Below are 17,019 nucleotides of genomic sequence, written 5' to 3' on the forward strand. Positions count from 1 at the left end.
ATTTAATATATCTGTATTTTATTTGTTTAATTGCCAGTTTTTAGTGTAAATAACCACTGTTTGGCTTGAGATATACAATAAAGAAAAAATAATATGGAGGATATTAAGAAGAATTAACATTCTTACACAAAAAAATTGATGTTTAGTCAGCGGTTTTTTTGACAGACTTCTGTAATGTACGTATTAAACCAACAGCGCCTATCGCCCGTCGTCCCCAACGAACCAGTTTTTTAGGGTGCTTAATGCTATAAAGAGATACCACGCTTGCCCCTATTAACAAGATAGGTTTTAACGAGGTTAAGATATTCCATGCTTTATCATAAGGTGCTGTGACCTCTAACCATGTTTGCCCCTCTTGCGCTAATTGAGTGCGCTGTTGTTGAATTTCATCCAACAACAGCTTTTTGCGTCTTGCTAATGCTAGGGTGCGTCTATTTTGTTTGCTCATCGCGATATTGCTCCAAAAGACGCTTATCTAATTCTAGTTGTTGGCGAGTATCACCTAACAGCGTTGAATTACGGGCTTTTCTCAATGTCATGATAGCACCTATTAAGGCACCAACTAGCAAAATAGCCGTTGTAATCGCTAAAGCATGAATACGATATTCAGGTGGGATCACCCAAAAGAGGAGAATAAGTAGACTCATTAAGCCAAAGGCGGTGAGTAATAAGGTGATCCCCGCCATTAAAATAAGCTGAATAAGTGTAATTTTTTCTTCTTCTAGTTCGATGGCGATTAATTTTAGGCGGGTTTCAACCATGCCAACGATAACAGCGCCAATACGACTAAGAGAATTCAGAACCCCGGATGCGGGGCCCTGTGGTCTTTGAGTATCACTCATTATGGATTAACGTTTCGAAAGTAGAACACCGAGTACGACACCTACTGCCGCGCCAATACCAACACCTGTCCATGGGTTTTCACGCACATAGTTGTCCGCTTTACCCGCCATTTCTTTAGTGTTATCGACGATTTCTCTACCTGCATCACTGAGTTTTGCACGAGAGCCACGTAGCGCATATTCAGCTTTTTCTCGTAAACTTTGTAATTCCTCTTTTGATTTATCTGCCGAGGAGTTCAGAACTTCTTCTAGAGTATCAGCCAGAGATTTTAATTCACTACGCAGATCTTCATTTGAACGTTGGTGTGACATGAGTAACTCCTTTAATCAAGATATGAGGTTATACCTATAACAATAGACTAGATTTACCATATAATAAAATTAAATAATGACTTAATTCCCTAAAAAAGAGAAAAGTCTTATTCTTGCCAAGGGTGATATTAAAAAAATAATCAGTAATAGCTTGAAATAAAAAACAAAAGCCTGTTTTAATCATAAAACAGGCTTTAAAATGCTAAATATTAACGCTATAGAAAATAATAGAAATAGCGATAGATTACGGTTGATTACTCTGTTTACTTTTCTTCTTAATGACGACCCATACACTCCCGATTAGGCCAATCACTAATAAACAAACAGGCAGTAGCATCAGAAAATTCATTAAATGATGCTCATATTGGCGGAATAACGGACTATTTCCTAATAAATAGCCTAAGGTGGTTAAAATACCAACCCATAACAGACCACTTAGCCAATTAAAAACTTGAAAACGACCGTTTTGTAAGCCAGCAAGGCCGGCAATAGTCGGCAATAATGTTCTAACAAAAGCGAGAAAACGACCAATAAGTAACGCCGCCAAGCCATGTCGATGGAAAAGTCCATGGGCTCGTTGGTGGTAGTGTTCTGGTAAATGTGATAACCAACTTCGTACAAGTCGGGTGTTACCAAGCCACTTCCCTTGCAGATAACCCAGCCAACAACCTAAGCTAGCACCTGCCGTTAGAATAAGTAAGGTTAATGGAAAATCCATGGTTCCTTTAGCAATTAACACACCCACTAAAATTAATAAGCTGTCTCCTGGTAAGAAAGCTGCGGGTAGTACTCCGTTTTCTAGGAATAGTATGCTGAATAATAAAATGTAAATAATCCAAAGCAGTGAGGGATTCGCTAAGGTTTCGTAATCTTGATGCCAAAGCGCCAAGAACAGCTCTCTTACGATTTCCATATAAAAGGCTTCCTAAAACTGAGTCATTCGGGGGTAAATACAAAAACATTCTCTCTTGTTATCTATTTACCCGTAATACATATCATAGGGTTTATTTTTCATTGTTTAAAACAGCAACACTCTAACAAAATCAATAAAAACTAGACAGAAAATTTTTTCACTTAAATACCCTACAAGCGCTTCATTGAGCAAGAATATTTGAAAAAAGACATTCACTTTTGTTTTCCAGTTTAGGATACGTTGTTTTAAAGAAAAAACCTTAAGAAAACGTAATAATAGAATTACTATGATGATGTTTTACTGAGATAAAAAAGCATTATTTTTCCTTGCTGATTGAAGCTAATGTCATGGTTATTTATTCATCAAAAAAAGTGTTTTAAAGTTGCCAATTGGCTAGTTAAACTGATTAAAATGTTATTAAAAAGTTAAAATTAAACTCATCAAGTGATTAAGAAAAATCAAGGTAAATAGTATAAGAGTTAGTTTTTTATTTAACGATTAAATCTAACCTTATGATAATAATAATTTCTTTCATTTGTGGACTGTACGTTAAAAAGAACAAAATCCTATTATGATTACAATTGTGTTATTTTGTTGTTAACAAAAATAGCTAATGATGTATATTTTGCAAAATAAGCTTTTCAGCAAGATTCATTTCCTTATACTGGCAAAAGCAAGCACACAATTGCTTTTTTAAATATTATTTTAAGTAATGGAATAACTATGGATAAACAACAATCCAGAGTACTTAACCTGCTTTTTCAGGGAAGTCTCGTTAAACAAATACTTGCTGGTTTAATTGCGGGTATTTTACTGGCTTGGTTAGCACCAGAAGTGGCTAAAATGATGAGCTTATTAGGTAACTTATTTATTAGTGCCTTAAAAGCCGTTGCGCCTGTTTTAGTCTGGGTATTAGTTATGGCTTCGATTGCCAACCACCGTCAAGGACAAAAAACCAGTATACGTCCCATATTAGTGCTTTATCTGCTCGCGACTTTCTTTGCTGCACTAACAGCAGTAGTGGCAAGCTTTGTGTTTCCCTCAGTATTAACGCTAGTTGTCAATAATTCACAACTATCGCCACCTGAAAATATTGCTGAAGTCTTAAAAGGTGTATTAATTAATGTGGTGGCTAACCCTGTAGATGCACTGATTAACGGCAATTATATGGGGATTTTAGCTTGGGCTATTGGCTTAGGTTTAGCGTTACGCCATGCAAGTGATACGACTAAAGCATTAACACAAGATTTTGCAGATGCGGTAACTAACCTTGTGCGTGTGGTGATCCGTTTAGCGCCAATCGGGATTTTTGGCTTGGTGTCATCAACCATTGCTACGACTGGCTTTAAAGCTTTAGCTGGCTACTTGCATGTCTTACTTGTTTTAATTGGTTGTATGCTGTTTGTTGCGCTCGTTGTCAACCCATTGATTGTATTTTGGAAAATTCGCCGTAATCCTTATCCATTAGTATGGGCTTGCTTACGTGAAAGTGGTGTTACTGCCTTCTTTACGCGTAGTTCAGCGGCTAATATTCCGGTGAATATGGCAATGTGTCGTCGTATGAATTTAAATGAAGATACCTATTCTGTCTCGATCCCATTAGGTGCGACCATTAATATGGGGGGAGCGGCAATCACTATTACTATTTTAACACTTGCTGCGGTAAATACCTTGGGTATGCCTGTGGATATTCCAACAGCCTTATTGCTAAGCCTTGTTGCTGCTATTTGTGCTTGTGGTGCATCAGGGGTTGCTGGTGGCTCGCTACTGTTAATTCCGCTTGCTTGTAGCATGTTCGGTATTAGTAATGATCTGGCGATGCAAGTGGTTGCGGTAGGTGTGATGATTGGTGTCTTACAAGATTCAGCAGAGACTGCATTAAACTCATCAACTGATGTGCTATTTACCGCAACGGTCTGCATAGCCGAAGATGAGCGTTTAGTTGCCAACCCATTAACTGAAAAAAATAATGGCTAAAGAGTATAAGTAGTAAATAGATATAAAGAGTAGTAAGACAGGAAGGGTAGTAAGTAACAACAAAAATTAATAATAAAAACAGAACCCCATATAGGAAACTATATGGGGTTTCTGGTTATTGATATGATAAATCGAATGTTAAATAGTAAGTGCTAATTCTGTTCCCTGCTTAATGGCTCGTTTGGCATCTAATGCTTTAGCCTCTTTTGCCCCGCCAATAAGATGGACGGTTTTATTTTCTTGTTGTAACGCTTGCAGTAGCGGACGATAAGATTGTTGTCCGGTACATAAAATCACGCTATCAGCCGCGAGCAGTTGCTGTTGTTCATTATGTTCAATTATTACTCCTTGCTCGGTAATTTTTTGATAATGGCAGCCCGTTAGCCATTTGACCCCTTTTTTCTGCAATGTTAAGCGATGTATCCAGCCTGTTGTTTTACCTAAACTTAAGCCAAATTTCCCACTTTTACGTTGCGTCATAACAATCTGTTTGTCTTTTTTAATAAAAGGATCGGCTGAGGTGATCCCTCCGCGATGCGTAAGTGTTGGGTCAATTCCCCACTCTTTATTAAATGCACAAGGGCTTAAACTACTGCATTGGCCTGTTTGGGTAAGATAAAGGCCAGTGTCAAAACCAATACCACCACTGCCAATAATCACCACTTTTTCGCCGGTTGGCTGATGGTATTTAAGGACATCAAGATAGGTTTTTACTATCGGATTATCATGGCCATCAATCTCTGGAATATGAGGGATAACACCACTGGCTAAAATAATTTCATCAAAATGTTGCAGATGGGAAAGTGTCGCTTCCGTATTATTTTTTACGATCACCCCTGTGATTTGCAATTGCCGCTTAAAGTAGCGCAATGTCTCTTTAAATTCTTCTTTACCCGGAATTTGACTGGCAATATTGAGTTGTCCACCAATACGGTCTTCTTTTTCAAATAAAGTAATATGATGACCACGTTTAGCTGCTGTAATGGCAAATGCTAATCCTGCGGGGCCTGCGCCAACGACAGCAATTTTTTTAGGGGCTTGAGTCGGGGTTAAAATAAGCTCTGTTTCTCGACAGGCAAAAGGGTTTACAAGACAAGATGCTGGGTGACCACTGAATATCTCATCTAAGCAGGCTTGGTTGCAGGCAATACAGGTGTTTATCTCATCCTCGCGACCAAGTTGCGCTTTTAATACGAATTGCGGATCGGCAAGAAAAGGACGCGCCATAGACACCATATCTGCACAGCCTTCCGCTAAAATAGCTTCAGCCACTTGAGGTGTATTGATACGATTAGAAGTGATAAGAGGAATGTTGATTTTCCCCATCAATTGGCGAGTGACATAAGCAAATTGCCCTCTTGGCACCATAGTGGCAATAGTGGGGATACGGGCTTCATGCCAACCAATACCACTGTTGATTAGGGTTGCTCCGGCTTTTTCTACTGCTTGAGCAAGATAAAATACCTCTGAGGCATTAGCTCCCTCGGTAATTAAATCTAACATTGATAAACGATAGATAATGATAAAGTGTTCACCCACAGCTTCTCTTATGCCAGCTAAAATACGTAATGCAAAACGACAGCGATTTTCAATAGAGCCACCCCATTGATCATCGCGTTGATTCGTATGACTTACTAAAAACTGGTTAATTAAATAGCCTTCAGATCCCATGATCTCAACACCATCATAGCCAGCTTTCTGAGCCAACTTAGCGCAATGAATATAATCTTCAATAGTCTGTTCTATCTGCTCATGACTCATTGCTTGGGGCATAAAAGGGGTGATAGGTGATTGGATCGCTGAAGGGGCGACTAAATTAGGCTGATAACTATAACGACCAGTATGTAAAATCTGTAAAGCGATTTTCCCATCCTGTTTATGTACCGCATCAGTGACTAATTGATGAGAAGCGAGTTGATCTTCTGACATTAGCGTTGCTGCATGTGGCAATAATACACCTTGCTTATTAGGGGAGATCCCACCGGTGACAATAAGTGCCACCCCTGCTGCAGCTCTTTGAGCATAAAATTCAGCAAGCTTAGGTGCATCATGTGGATCTTCTTCTAGTCCGGTATGCATAGAGCCCATCAAAATACGATTTTTAAGCGTAGTAAACCCTAAATCAAGGGGAGTAAATAAATAAGAATAGTGTGCCATCAGATACCTTTTTTATACTGGTCAGATGAGATATCTATAGCATAACGAGAAGTTGCTGATTAAGAGTTGATTATGTTAATAAGTTGTGATCTTAATCATGGAAAAGGTGAATAGCTCCTAATTAAACGATAATAATCTAAATGCCTCGTCAACCATAACAAATAATGATAATAAAAATTGCACTCATTCATATTTTTTAATCATATAATAATAAATACCCATTAATACGTATTAAAAATGCCCATCACATTGTTGATTTTGGAGACGTTATGATTAATAAATTTAATCAGCTTACAAACCACCCCGATTTAGGTAAGTTTGTTTTACGTGTTTCGCTAGGTGTCTTAATGTTATTACACGGATTACACAAAATGGAGCCAGGAGGACTTGCCGGTATACAGGGAATGTTGGCAAATATTAATTTACCTGCATTTATTGCTTATGGCACATTACTGGGTGAAGTTCTATGTCCTATCTTACTGATTATCGGTTTATTTACTCGATTTTCAGCATTTGTTGTGGCGGCAACCATGGGGGTTGCGGTGCTGATGGTACATTCCGGTGATCTTTTAGCCTTAGATCCCAAAACGGGGGGATGGGCACCTGAAAGTGCTGGCTTCTATATGTTTGCTGCGATTGCGGTGATGTTTTTGGGGAGTGGTCGTTGGGCGCTCAAAAAAGATTAATAAATTTAATAGACAATAATATTGAATGAAATATTGCTAAGTTATTCAGGTTAGATGAATAAACGCCCAGAATAAAGATATGCTGGGCGTTTATTATTAAAGTGATAAATAGAAATTTATTGCTTTGTTGGCGGTGTTAGTTTGAAGATTTTTTCATTTTCACCCAACCACTGACGAGCAACTTGATTAACATCACTGACACTTATTCCGTTGACAATCGCAGTCTCAGTTAATAGTCGTTGATATTGTTGGTCATCTGTTGCCACTTGAGCAAGTGCATCAGTCCAATAGCTAGCACTCTCTTTGGCTTGCCCATATTCAGTTAACCAAATATTTTTTGCCTCTTGTAATTCTTTATCGGTAATACCCGCTTGTTTTACGTCATTGACCACTTTACGCGCAAGTGCAATTAATTCATCTGCCCGCTGTGGTGATGCGGTAAAGTTTAAACGTCCGGTATAAAAACTACTTGGTAGCTTGGTTAATGACTCAGAAAAGCCTAGCGAGTAGATCCCGCCCGCTCGTTCACGAAGATTAAGCCTTAAACGTTGGCTGACAACGGTATCAAGCAAGTTAAGTGCTAACAGTTGCTGTTGTGACCATTGGGCTTTGGCTGCGTATTGAATACTGATCATACTCTTATCGCTACTGGCAATAGGGTAGGTTTTATTAAATGAGCTTAATTTGGGATTAATCGCCGGATCAGCCCAAAATAGACGTTGCGATGAACGTGTCGGTAGCGTTGCTATCCAACGTTCGATCATCGGTTTGACCTGATTTAGGTTAATAGGCCCACTAATCACCAATACCATATCGGCAGGCTGTCCTAGAAGTGATTGATTCGTTTGTTGTAATTGTTGGGCGGTAAACTGTTGCCAAGGGCCTTGTGGCGAAATCACTAAGCGCTCGCCGTTTTGATAGCTCTCTTTATTAATATGATCTAAGAAAATACGTTCAACTGGTGTTTTGGCGATCCCTAATGCCGTTGCTTGTTTTTGTTGCTCTAATTTTTGCCCATTAAATTGTGGTGCTGTCACTTTTAAATGCAATAAGGCCAACAAGGTGTCTAACTCATCAATAGGCGCTTCGCCACGCAAGCCGTGGAATAACAACTCACTGTATGGACGCAAACTGATTTGATGCTGTTTACTAAATAACGCTAACTCTCTTGCGTTGTAATGCCCATATCCACTCACTTCTGGTAAGTTTAATGCCCACTGAACCAAGCCTAAACTTTGTCCTGTTTCCAGAGAAACACCTCCGGGAATACGCAGTGATACTTGGATATTGTCTTTTAGCCACTGGTCATTTTTAATAATAACTTTTACGTTATTGCTCAGTGTCCACAGCTGTGTTTTTTCAATCGGAAGTGTTTGTGTGGTGACAATAGTACCGGTTTGCTCAGGTTTAATATCTAATACCACCGCATGGGTTTTCAATGTAAACGCACCGGGATCAGATTGTCTAATCTCTTGCCAGCGTTGCGAGGCTTTAGTGGCACTAAATACCTGACTATCACTATCTGGGCCGATAATTGCCACTCGTGGTGAAGCTTGTGTTAGGTATTGGGCAAAATAGTGTTTTAAGGTATCAGGTGTAACGTTATTTATTAGTTGATAACTTAAGTTTAACGCCTGCTTTTTGCTTTGGATTGGCATTTCTAATTCAAGTGCCGTAGTAATTTGGTTAGCTAAATAACCATGCTCATAGCGCTCTTCACCAGCAGCTTGTTGGCTAAGACGTTTTAACAGCGCATTGCGGGCATTATCTAACTCTTGCTGAGATACTGGTTGTGAGGCTAAACGCTGTACCTCAGTAAATAGAATATCTAATGTACCTTGATAATCATCCCCTTTAGGATGGGCAATCATCAATTGTTGTGAGCGACGGGCATCTAACATCGCACCTTGTGTATTGGCACTGACGGAAGGCACTAACCCATTATCAACAATGGTTGAAAAGCGCTGGTTTAAGATGGAGAGCCACAACGAGTCCATTAAATCATCATATTGACCTTGGCGACTATTTAATGGTGCAGGCAGTGTACGCTGTAGAGTGAATTGCACAATGCGTGAGCCTTGCTCTTTATCAAAAATCGTCTTTACTAATAAATCTTTATTGTCGATAAAGTGGTGCCATGATGGAGAGTCAACGCCTTTGTTTTCACTATTTTTTGCATTGAACATTTGGGTAATATCAGCAATCGCATCGCCTTGATTAAAATTGCCCACTAACACCAATGCCATTCTTTCAGGCTGATACCAAGTATCGTAATAACGTTTTGCTTCTTTGACATCACCATGCTTAACGATATCTAAGTCCCCAATGGGATCACGATCTAGATAACGACTGCCATAATAACGTAACTCTTCAAGTTGGCGATTAATACGAAAACCAATACCTTGGCGTAATCGCCACTCCTCGACGATCACCGGACGCTCTTTATCAAACTCAACGGGATCAAATGTCATGCCAAAGGCCCAATCGGATAAGATCCTCAACCCTGTTTTTATTTGGGTCGGATTGGCATTAGGCAGGGATAATTTATAGGTTGTTGAGTTTAAGCTCGTTGCCGCATTAACATGACTCCCCAACTTCATTCCTAGGCTTTCAAGCTGTTTAAACCCAGTTGTTCCCGGAAAATGAGTCGTGCCTTTAAAGGCCATATGCTCGGTAAAGTGGGCAAAGCCAAGTTGTTTTTCATCTTCTTGTACCGAGCCACTTTTCACCAGTAAATGCATTTCAACCCCCGTTTGTGGGCGTTGTAGCAAATAGACATTTAAGCCATTATCAAGCGTAAAATGGCGAATATCGGGGCGCAGTGAAAGGGTATTATTGGTATGCTCAGACGAGGTGCCTGTTGCACAACCCAGAAGTGATAAACTGACTGAGATAATCAGTAACTTACGATACATATTCAGTAACTCCAGCTGATTGAGAGGAGGACGCAGTCGGCGCTTGTAATGAAATTACTTGCTCGGCAATAGCGTGAGTGAAACGCTGATGACTGACTAAGACAATGCCCGAGGTTGGTAGATGCTGTTTAAGTAATAACAACATATGTAGGGCATTTTGTTCATCAAGAGCGGATGTGGTTTCATCTAATAAAATAAGATCGGGTTTATTGAGTAATAAACGGGCAAAGATAAGACGTTGTTGTTCACCACCGGATAAGCGTGTTGTCCAATCTGTTTCCAGTGAAAGCTGATTTTTTATTTTATCTAGCCCCACCCAATGAAGCACTTCTTGGTACTCTTGTTGTGAGAACTGAGATGCTTGGCAAGGATAAGCCAATAAGTTATCTAAGCGGGCAACAGGCAGATACATACGTTGTGGGAGCCAACTGATATTGGTTACCCGTTGAATATCTCCTTTAAAATAAGGCCAGTGGCCGCTTAACGCACGTAACAGCGTTGATTTCCCGATACCTGAGCTACCTTCAATTACCGCCAATTCACCCGCTTTGAGAGAAAAGTGGATATTGTTAATTAATAATCTATCGTCTTGCATAAATAGCGATAAATTGGCTGTCAGCTTAGTTTGTTTATTATCTAACTCGGTGATCTCAGGTTGGTGATCATGCTCTAACAACACCACAAAATGATAAAGACGGGTAACCGTTGCCTGCCATGCGGCAATCTCTTTATAGGAGAAAATAAACCAGCTTAATGCCCCAGCAACACTGGAGAAGGCTTGTCGTAACTGCATTAATCCCCCTAGCATTAATTCGCCGGCGAGGAATTTTGGCAAAGCAAAAATAATTGGCGCCATTGCCGTGGCTTGCTGATAACCCACAGTAAAGAAAGCAAGGTTTCTTTCATAACGGATAAGGTTATTCCAGTTGCGGATCACCCCTAAAAAGCGTCCCATCAGTTCATGACGATCGCTCATTTCACCCCGTTGACCAGCAATAGCATCACCATGTTGTTTACGTGTGATAAGCGCAGTACGGTAATCTGCCTCTTTACGCTGTTTATCCATATTGATTTTACGTAATGGAGAACCAATGAGCTGGGTGATGGTGATCCCGATAAGGGTATAAATAATACAGGCCCAGAACATATAACCCGGTATATTCCACTCTTTGCCTGCTAAAGAGAAAGAGAGCGCACCAGAGAGTGACCATAAAATAGTGGCAAAAGAGATAAGCGTTAACAGTGAATGTAAAAAGGTCACTGTTAAGCGCATTGTCGATTCAATCAGTAAACGAATATCTTCAGCAATTCGTTGGTCGGGGTTGTCTGGCTCTTGCGAGGTTAACCGCAACATATAGTGTTTACTATTTTTTGATAGCCAGCGCTCAAGCACTTGCTCTGTCATACCTTCACGCCAGCGAATGATCATTTTTTGGCGTAAGAAATCACCCATCACGACTACGGTAATTAATCCGGCAATAATAATCACAAACTGTTGAAGCAGTTTATATAAGGCTTGCCCATCGAGTTGTTGTAGGGCGTTATAGAAGCTGCCATTCCATTCATTCATTTTGACGTTAAACCAAACGGATGAGAGGGTTAACGTTAAAGAGAGAATTAATAGGAACCAGCAGTAAAGGGCGGCACGCCGCCCCCAAAAAGGTGAAACCAAATAGAAAAATTGTTTTATTGTTTTCATTGCTTATTTGTCATGTTTTTATTGTTTATTGACTCGGTTGCTCACATTAACTTCATCAATTTTTAATAGTCATAGCTGACTTGTAACCAGAACTGTCGACCTGGCTCGTAAGATTTGTACTCTTTATCTTGATAGGTAATGTAATCATTGACATTTTTGGTATTGAGTACGTTATTCACTTCAACGGAAATGCCTACACCGTAAGCAAATTCAGGCTGCCAACTGAGCTTGGTATCCCAAGTAAAACGACTACTGTAATGACGTTTTTTATATTCAAATAGCGGGCCGTACTCACTTGGTTTTGGCGCACCATTATTAGCTTTCTCTGCTTGTGAACGAGCTCCATTCCATTGCAAACGGTTAAACCAAGTCACCCCTACATCATCCCAAACACTGGTTAGCTCAGCGGTCACTTTTAACGGCGAGTTAAAGTTGTCAGAAGGTAAGTCTTTGGCATTGATAATTTTTCCGCCATACCACACCTTGTCATAGTTCATCCCTTGAACGCTGGGATCAAAATTGGCATAACCTGAGTCTTTTGGCGTATTGGTTTTGCTTTTTTGCCAGCTAATCGAAGCATTAAAGACGTGGTCGGCTTTAGCAAGCTCCCATGGTTGGCTATTTCTCACGGAGAGCGTTAAGGTATCGTGTGTACTACGGCCATTATTATTGAAGTGGCGGATAGCACGTTTCTCATCAATGGTTGAGTCTGGATATTTAGTATCACTACGCACCTCATCACGACCATTGCGATGCACATACTGTAAACGCCAAGTGGTTGAGGCTATCTCTTGTTGTAGACCTAAAGTGAATTCATCGTTATAGGGGGTTTTTAGTGAATCAACACCATCAAAGTCGGTACGATTAGTCCACTTTTCCTCCGATGTTTGACAGTCAAAATAGCAGTGTTGTAAACCGGCATTTTGCGCACCATAAAGGGCGTAAGTGAGCATTGAACGTCCATAGTAACGGTTTACCCCACCAATAATTAAAGTATTACCTGTGCCCCAAATATCGTAAGTAGCACTTAAACGAGGTGAGAGGTTGTTTTTTTGTACAAAATCATCACGATCTAAACGTACACCGGGACGTAAGGTGAGGCGTTTATATTGAATATTATCGTCAATAAAAAATGAATAATTGGTATAAGACGCATTATGGGTACCCGCTAGAAAACGCGTCGTTTGTGATAAGCTTCCCATCCATTCATCATTGACCGTCATGCCGCGATAGGTATAGTTGTAATAGGTTTTATCACGAATATAAGCGCCTTTGGTGCGACTAATTTCAAATCCGGTGGTGGGGCGATGAGTGACGACACCCCACACGATGGGATCAAAACGCATAATACTCTTGGCGCTATAGGTTTCTTGTTTACTACGCAGATCACCTTGGCCACCACTGGAGACTTGATTAGGGTGTTGCCAATCAGTGTAATCTTCTACTTTGATAAAGTAGTCTTGATCATTGGTGCGTTTATCTTCCAGATTTTGATAACCTGCGGTTAACTCTAAGGTTCCTAGCGCAAGTTGATGCTTATAAAGGGCAGTAAAACTGAGTCCATTATGCTCATTATCATAACCGGAGTTATACACAGAGCTGGAGAACAGATAGCTCTTATAGCGGGCAATATTACTTGATAGATCAAAAGATTGTTTATCAGAGATATTCCAAGAATATTTGATAAAGTAGTTATCTGAAGTACGCGTTTGATCACGATAATGTGGGCTTTGTAATACATGCTCTAATTCGCCTTCAGGGGTGTGAACAATTCCCCCTTCAGCACTTATCATCATCGGAATGGTTGATTCCCGACGAGAAGCTGAGAAAATTAATCCTGTATTTTCCGTTAAACCTGTTTCAAACCAACCGCCATAGTTTTGTTTATCATATTTTTTCTGGAAACGGGCTGGATTACTAAAATCATTATTTGCAGTATCAAATTTTAATTTGGAATCGGTGAAAATATTATTCCAGCTTGAACGGGTAGTACGGTAATAGGCATTGGCATGGGTCTCACCAGACCAACGACGACTTTGTACTTCAACTGTGCCTCCAGTAAATCCGCCAAATTCAACGGGAATATTGTTATCGTAAACGGTGACACTATCAATAAGTCGACTATCAAGATACATCCCTTGCTCATCACTGGTAATACGGGTATTGGTTTCACCATTGCCCGAATTTGCCGGATCAAAGTCATTATTAAAACTGACGCCATCAAGTTTATAGGCATTTTGATAGCTACTGGAGCCATGAATAGAAATACGTGAGGGCTTAATTTCACCTTGGTTCATCGAGTTGCTATCGTTATTTGCAAATTGAACCGCAGGGTTACTTTTAAGTAAGTCGGTGACATTGCCATCGCCAGTATTACGTTGCTTTATCTCTTCAGAGGTGATGTATTGTGGTGCTGAAACAACATCTGTAGCAGGATGATAACTGCTTCCCACCCCTGTGACTTTAACTTCAGGGATCACAATCGTACTGCTTGTTGCTAATGGACGAATAACAAAGCCATTTCCCTGTGAAATAATTTCCATACCACTACCGATTAACACCTTTTGTAATGCGGTATGGGTTTCATATTGACCAGAGAGTGCAGGAGCCCGTAAGTTTTTTATTGCGTTGGCATCAAACAGAATTTGTACCTGACCTTGTTTAGCAATAGTGTTTAAAGAATCAGCTAAAGATTGCTCTGGTAAAGAGACTGATAGCGTTGCCGCATAACTATAAGGGGCTGCCACGGTAGCCGTTATTAATAATGTGAGTAGCGACCTTTTTAGAGGCCTTTTTTTATTATTTATTCTCATTTCACCAATCCCATTCATAGACTTAATAATTTTTGTTACTAAGTAAGAGGGTGAAATGAGAATTATCCTCACCTGTAAAAAAGAATATTTTTCATGTTTGTTTTTACTTATTGATAATTAACACATTATTTTTATCAGTAAAAATAACATTAACCGGTAAAAGTAGCGGAAGTGCAGTAATAAAGCTTTTCGCGTCATTAATATTTGCTACACCTGATACCTTTATTTTTGCTACATCGGCTGATGAGATATGAACGTTGATATCCAGATAAGGTTTTAATTTAGTGATCACGTCACCAAGTGGTTGTTCAAAGAAATGGAGTTGCCCAAAACGCCAGCTTGCTACAGAATCAGCATTGACTGAGGAAATGACAAATTGATTATCAGTTGATTGGCTAATTGCTTGAGAGCCAGCATATAGGTAAGTCGCAGGGGATTTTTCTGTGGCTTTAACTTCAACAATGCCTTCATGTACGGCGACACTAATTTGATTATTTTGATAACGACTCACTTCAAATTCAGTACCGACAACTTTAATTAATCGCTCATCAGCATGGACATAAAATGGCCGATAAGGATTGGGTTTTACTTTAAAATAAGCCTCACCTTTATCTAACCAAAGGCGTCTTTGGGTTTGGACATACGAGACGCGTACCTGTGTATTTCTATTTAAAAAAACTTTAGAGCCATCAGCGAGGGTCATCTCTTTAGGAAAATTGCTGGTGGCTAAGGTCATATTATCCATTAACAGGGCAGGTAAATGACTATAAGGAAGATATAACACAGCAACTAAACAGAGTGCGGCTGTAGTGTGAATAAAGGGGCGCCAGAGTGAAGATTTCCTTTTTTCTATAGGCACAATAGTAGGGCGTGGTAAGGCTTCACAACTATGCCAAATTTCCGCGATAGCTTGATAAGCTTGTTGATTATCTTTATCTGCTACCCACTGTTTAAAGGCTTGTCGTTGCTGTGAACTCATTTGCTGACTATGTTGACGGGTGAACCAAAGCGCAGCTTGTTCATCAATAGATTGCTGGCTTAATTGATCATGGGTATCTGCCAAAAGCGTTGCAGGCGCCTCATCTGTGTGAGGTTGATTTCCCGACTTACTCGTCATTGGTGCATTTCTCCTGTCCTGCATCGACATATCTTTTACAATGTAATAGTGCTGCGGCAATATGTTTCTCTACCATGCTTATCGAAATTTCCATTTGTTCTGCAATTTCGCTTTGTGATAATCCATCAAAGCGATAAAGAATAAAAGCTTCTCGACGGCGGGGAGGAAGAGTATCAATAGCTTGTGTCAGTAAATCTAAACGCTGTTGATGCTCAAGGACGTGCCCGGGATCAAGCTCTGTCGTATAGGTCTGTACCGCATCTTCTAATTGATAATCTTCTTGATAGATATTTTTTTGTTTTTGGTTTTTCCTCCAATGATCGATCAAAACGTGGTTCGCTATTTTAAATAAAAAAGCACGCTGCTCTTGGACAGGAGTTTGTTCTTTTCGATTTAGCCATAGTGTAAACACATCTTGAGACAAATCATCCGCATCATGGTGATTACCCGTGCGTTTTTGGAAAAAACGTACAAGCTGACCATAGGTTGATTGGTAGGCACAACTGATTTTTTGTGCTAATGATTTATCGCTAGTCATAGTCTCTGGTGTCTAAAAAAGAGTGAAATAATAAGCTCTTACTGCTTCTAATAAGGAATTTTTATAATCAATATTTAGCTAATTTTTTATTGTATTATTAATAATAAGCAATATCATTTGTGTTTGTATTATGCCTATAATTCATTAGAAAGAAAATCAGAGGCAAGAATTATGAGTAGTATGTCGGCGACTTTTCCACGCCGTTGGTCCTTTTCTATTGGTGGGTTAACTGCCAGTATTGTGTTTCATGTCACCTTGGTTGTTGTTGCTATAGGTTGGATAACGACGAAAGATGAGCAATATGCGGTTTTACCTCCAGCAATGACGATGCAAGTGGGGCTTTATCAATTGGCAAAAGCAGAACCCAAAGAGGTTCCTGTTGGGCCTGAACAGGTGATGTCAGTTCCAGAAGCTGCCGAGCCAGAGCCGATGAAAGAGCAACTTGATGTGCCTAAAATGCCTGTAGTCGAACAGGGAACTTATGAGCGAGTTGCGGAAAAGCCAAAGGTGAAACCCGTGGTTAAGCCTAAGCCTGTCGTGGTAAAAGTGCCTGATGATCTTCCCGTTTCAGAAGCGCCAGCAGATACCACAACCGCCCCTTTATCAGGTGAAAACGCGACCAGTAGTGCCGATTTTACCAGTACCGCTTCATCATCTCGCAGTGGTCAAATGGGGTGGGAAAGTTTAGTCCATAGCCATATTGATATGTATAAACGTTACCCTCGTGCAGCATTACGTTTTAAAGCGACGGGAGTGACACAAGTTGAAATTTCGCTCAATGCAAAAGGTGAGTTATTAGATGTGAGTATACAAACCTCGTCTGGTAATCGTATCCTTGATAAAGAAGCGATTAACACTATTAAACGGGCATCGCCATTTCCGGCACCTGAAAGCCACCGTTTAGTTAACGGCTCTTTCTCATTTATTGCACCCTTGAGCTTTGACTATCGGCAAAGTAGTTAATATCGTCATTGAATAGTGTAAGCCATTGACATCCTCCACGCCCTAAAGGACGTGGATCCCTACTGCGTTCAGACTGATGTCTGAATC

General features: G+C 40.1%; 13 protein-coding genes. 3 read left to right on the top strand and 10 right to left on the bottom strand.

What is annotated here, in order from left to right:
* Positions 1 to 142: 142 nt before the first annotated feature.
* From AACU98_RS13010 to AACU98_RS13025, 4 genes are all read right to left on the bottom strand, one after another.
* Positions 143 to 448: a YqjK-like family protein gene (locus tag AACU98_RS13010; RefSeq protein WP_004245248.1), complete on the bottom strand. Its 306-nt coding sequence runs from the start codon at positions 446 to 448 to the stop codon at positions 143 to 145.
* Positions 432 to 842: a phage holin family protein gene (locus tag AACU98_RS13015; RefSeq protein ID WP_004248939.1), complete on the bottom strand. Its 411-nt coding sequence runs from the start codon at positions 840 to 842 to the stop codon at positions 432 to 434. Before AACU98_RS13015 ends, AACU98_RS13010 begins: the two co-directional genes overlap by 17 nt.
* A gap of 6 nt (positions 843 to 848) precedes the next feature.
* Positions 849 to 1,154 (bottom strand): DUF883 family protein, encoded by a 306-nt coding sequence (locus AACU98_RS13020; protein WP_004245246.1) that lies wholly within the window; start codon positions 1,152 to 1,154, stop codon positions 849 to 851.
* 244 nt (positions 1,155 to 1,398) lie between these two features.
* Positions 1,399 to 2,067, bottom strand: coding sequence for a DedA family protein (locus AACU98_RS13025; protein ID WP_004245245.1), 669 nt, complete (start codon positions 2,065 to 2,067; stop codon positions 1,399 to 1,401).
* Positions 2,068 to 2,790: 723 nt separating this feature from the next.
* Here AACU98_RS13025 and sstT point away from each other — a divergent pair.
* Positions 2,791 to 4,044 (top strand): serine/threonine transporter SstT, encoded by a 1,254-nt coding sequence (sstT, locus tag AACU98_RS13030; protein WP_004245243.1) that lies wholly within the window; start codon positions 2,791 to 2,793, stop codon positions 4,042 to 4,044.
* A 138-nt stretch (positions 4,045 to 4,182) separates the two neighbouring features.
* Here sstT and AACU98_RS13035 read toward each other — a convergent pair whose 3' ends face one another.
* Positions 4,183 to 6,201 carry an oxidoreductase gene (locus tag AACU98_RS13035; protein WP_004245242.1) on the bottom strand — a complete coding sequence of 673 codons (2,019 nt, stop codon included), beginning with the start codon at positions 6,199 to 6,201 and terminating at the stop codon, positions 4,183 to 4,185.
* 269 nt (positions 6,202 to 6,470) lie between these two features.
* Here AACU98_RS13035 and AACU98_RS13040 point away from each other — a divergent pair, with 269 nt between their 5' ends.
* Complete coding sequence (locus AACU98_RS13040; RefSeq protein ID WP_004245241.1) at positions 6,471 to 6,887, top strand: DoxX family protein; 417 nt, start codon at positions 6,471 to 6,473, stop codon at positions 6,885 to 6,887.
* A 116-nt stretch (positions 6,888 to 7,003) separates the two neighbouring features.
* Here AACU98_RS13040 and AACU98_RS13045 read toward each other — a convergent pair whose 3' ends face one another.
* The 5 genes from AACU98_RS13045 to AACU98_RS13065 all read right to left on the bottom strand — a co-directional run bounded on the left by AACU98_RS13045 (position 7,004) and on the right by AACU98_RS13065 (position 15,969).
* On the bottom strand, positions 7,004 to 9,802 hold the full coding sequence (locus tag AACU98_RS13045; RefSeq protein WP_161734863.1) for a M16 family metallopeptidase: 2,799 nt from the start codon (positions 9,800 to 9,802) through the stop codon (positions 7,004 to 7,006).
* Entirely contained in the window at positions 9,792 to 11,501 is a 1,710-nt protein-coding gene (locus tag AACU98_RS13050) for an ABC transporter ATP-binding protein/permease (RefSeq protein ID WP_161734866.1), read from the bottom strand. The genes AACU98_RS13045 and AACU98_RS13050 overlap by 11 nt, the downstream gene beginning before the upstream one ends.
* Positions 11,502 to 11,563: 62 nt before the next feature.
* Positions 11,564 to 14,314, bottom strand: coding sequence for a TonB-dependent receptor (locus tag AACU98_RS13055; protein ID WP_161734869.1), 2,751 nt, complete (start codon positions 14,312 to 14,314; stop codon positions 11,564 to 11,566).
* Positions 14,315 to 14,417: 103 nt separating this feature from the next.
* Positions 14,418 to 15,431, bottom strand: a complete 1,014-nt coding sequence (locus AACU98_RS13060; protein WP_004245237.1) for a FecR family protein — start codon at positions 15,429 to 15,431, stop codon at positions 14,418 to 14,420.
* Positions 15,421 to 15,969, bottom strand: a complete 549-nt coding sequence (locus AACU98_RS13065; protein ID WP_004248947.1) for an RNA polymerase sigma factor — start codon at positions 15,967 to 15,969, stop codon at positions 15,421 to 15,423. Before AACU98_RS13065 ends, AACU98_RS13060 begins: the two co-directional genes overlap by 11 nt.
* 171 nt (positions 15,970 to 16,140) lie before the next feature.
* Here AACU98_RS13065 and AACU98_RS13070 point away from each other — a divergent pair, with 171 nt between their 5' ends.
* Positions 16,141 to 16,932: an energy transducer TonB gene (locus AACU98_RS13070; protein ID WP_004245235.1), complete on the top strand. Its 792-nt coding sequence runs from the start codon at positions 16,141 to 16,143 to the stop codon at positions 16,930 to 16,932.
* Positions 16,933 to 17,019: the final 87 nt, after the last annotated feature.

The sequence above is a fragment of the Proteus sp. G4380 genome, from assembly GCF_963885725.1.
GTDB lineage: Bacteria > Pseudomonadota > Gammaproteobacteria > Enterobacterales > Enterobacteriaceae > Proteus > Proteus mirabilis.

Coding starts and splice junctions, on each gene's coding strand:
- AACU98_RS13015 (WP_004248939.1), bottom strand. CDS start 842: ATGAGTGATACTCAAAGACCACAGGGCCCCGCATCCGGGGTTCTGAAT.
- AACU98_RS13055 (WP_161734869.1), bottom strand. CDS start 14,314: ATGAGAATAAATAATAAAAAAAGGCCTCTAAAAAGGTCGCTACTCACA.
- AACU98_RS13025 (WP_004245245.1), bottom strand. CDS start 2,067: ATGGAAATCGTAAGAGAGCTGTTCTTGGCGCTTTGGCATCAAGATTAC.
- AACU98_RS13065 (WP_004248947.1), bottom strand. CDS start 15,969: ATGACTAGCGATAAATCATTAGCACAAAAAATCAGTTGTGCCTACCAA.
- AACU98_RS13050 (WP_161734866.1), bottom strand. CDS start 11,501: ATGAAAACAATAAAACAATTTTTCTATTTGGTTTCACCTTTTTGGGGG.
- AACU98_RS13035 (WP_004245242.1), bottom strand. CDS start 6,201: ATGGCACACTATTCTTATTTATTTACTCCCCTTGATTTAGGGTTTACT.
- AACU98_RS13070 (WP_004245235.1), top strand. CDS start 16,141: ATGAGTAGTATGTCGGCGACTTTTCCACGCCGTTGGTCCTTTTCTATT.
- AACU98_RS13010 (WP_004245248.1), bottom strand. CDS start 448: ATGAGCAAACAAAATAGACGCACCCTAGCATTAGCAAGACGCAAAAAG.
- sstT (WP_004245243.1), top strand. CDS start 2,791: ATGGATAAACAACAATCCAGAGTACTTAACCTGCTTTTTCAGGGAAGT.
- AACU98_RS13040 (WP_004245241.1), top strand. CDS start 6,471: ATGATTAATAAATTTAATCAGCTTACAAACCACCCCGATTTAGGTAAG.
- AACU98_RS13020 (WP_004245246.1), bottom strand. CDS start 1,154: ATGTCACACCAACGTTCAAATGAAGATCTGCGTAGTGAATTAAAATCT.
- AACU98_RS13060 (WP_004245237.1), bottom strand. CDS start 15,431: ATGACGAGTAAGTCGGGAAATCAACCTCACACAGATGAGGCGCCTGCA.
- AACU98_RS13045 (WP_161734863.1), bottom strand. CDS start 9,802: ATGTATCGTAAGTTACTGATTATCTCAGTCAGTTTATCACTTCTGGGT.